General features: G+C 71.5%; 1 protein-coding gene and 1 tRNA gene. Both read right to left on the reverse strand.

What is annotated here, in order from left to right:
- Positions 1 to 250 precede the first annotated feature (250 nt).
- The gene (locus AA75_RS23290) at positions 251 to 1129 is read right to left on the reverse strand and encodes a Bax inhibitor-1/YccA family protein (protein WP_033822144.1); all 879 of its coding nucleotides are present in this window, start codon (positions 1127 to 1129) and stop codon (positions 251 to 253) included.
- Positions 1130 to 1245: 116 nt separating this feature from the next.
- Positions 1246 to 1330: transfer RNA gene (locus tag AA75_RS23295), tRNA-Leu, on the reverse strand.
- Positions 1331 to 1678 lie beyond the last annotated feature (348 nt).

Below are 1678 nucleotides of genomic sequence, written 5' to 3' on the forward strand. Positions count from 1 at the left end.
GGCCCGCCCTCCAGCCGCAGCGCGGTGGCGGCCAGCCGGCGGGCCAGCGCCAGCGCGGCGGCCGCCCGGGACGGGTGGCCGGGCACCGCGCCGAGCAGCCGGCTCTGCGGCATCGAGCGGAACCGGTCGGCCAGACGGTCGACGGCGGTGGACAGGGTCGGTTCGTCGGACATGCAGCGAGGCTACCGGCAGACGCCGCGGGCCCCGGGAGTCGGTGACTCCCGGGGCCCGCGTCCGCGTCGGCGGGTGGCTAGTCGTCGCCGCGCAGGATGGCGATCACCCGGAGCAGGTAGACGTAGATCCAGATCAGCGCCACCACCAGACCGAACGCCGCCCGCCAGGACTCCGCCTGCGGAGCCCCGCCGCGGATCCCCGCCTCGATCTCGGCGAAGTCGAGGCTGAGCAGGAACGCGCCCACGGCGACGCCCCCGAGGCCGAAGAGCAGGCCGAGCGGGCCGGAACCCAGACCGAGGTCGGCGCCGGCCGTCCAGGCCAGGAAGTCGATCATCGCGAGGAAGCTGAAGCCCAGCGCGATGGCGGTGCCGATCCTGGCGTACCGTCCGGTGACCCGGATCCAGCCGCTCTTGTAGGCGAGCAGCATCCCGCCGGAGACCACCACGGTGCCGAGCACCGCCTGGATGACGATGCCGTCCCAGAACGTCTCGAACGCCCGGGAGACCACCCCGAGGGCCAGGCCCTGCAGTGCCGCGTACAGCAGGATCAGCGCCGGGCTGATGCTCCGCTTGAAGTTGATGACCAGTCCGAGGACGAACGCCGCCAGCGACGCCCCGATCGCCAGCCCGAAGTTGCCGACCGGCACGGTGAACCAGGCCGCCGCACCGACGCCCAGCAGCGTGAGCAGGCAGATCGCCGTGCGGGCGACCACGTCGTCCATGGTCATCCGGCCGGTGTCCAGCGGCCCGGCGGAGGGCGCCCGGTACATCGTGGCCAGCTGCTCGTCGGTGGGCCGCCCGCCGTGCGGCTGCTGGCCGTACGGGTCGTTGGCGTAGGGGTTGTTGGCGTACGGGTCGGCCCCGTAGGGCTGCTGCCGGGTGGTGTCGAACCCTGCGTAGCCGGTGTCGCGGGAGAAGGCCCCGTCCCGCGAGAAGACCGGATTGCTGCTTCTCATGCTCATTCCCTCCGGGGGACGGCACGGCACCGCCCACCATCGGACAAGAGTAATGTCTTGGCAAAGCAGTGCGCGTACGCCGCGAGGATGATCTCTCGCGGCCGAGCAGGCGGAGCTGGTGCCCGGAGCCGGACTCGAACCGGCACGGCCTTACGGCCAAGCAGTTTTAAGCTGCCCGTGTCTGCGTTCCACCACCCGGGCGTGAACCGCTCCCGCCCCTGTTCGGGCTACCCCCTGAGCCTAGTCGTCCGACTCCCGGTTTCGCATGTTCCCGGCCCCGGAAGTTGTCATGCTTCCTTGCCATCTGACGAACCGTTCGTGATCCGGCCAGCGGAAGCACTGTTATCGGCCAGTTGACGGGCCGCACCGGGCCGCACCGGGCCTCAGGGACGGTGTCATCCCGCAGGAGGAGGGTGACGGTCCGGTGTACGCCTCGCGATGGTCCGGCCAACCGTCCGCCGGAGCGACGGATCCGGCCGGGGCCGCCCGGGAGCATGGGAGTACCGTCCCCCCTTTCCGGCAGGAGCCCTCCCGTGACCACGATGACGA

Source organism: Kitasatospora sp. MBT63 (assembly GCF_000710465.2).
In the GTDB taxonomy this organism is placed as follows: Bacteria; Actinomycetota; Actinomycetes; order Streptomycetales; family Streptomycetaceae; genus Kitasatospora.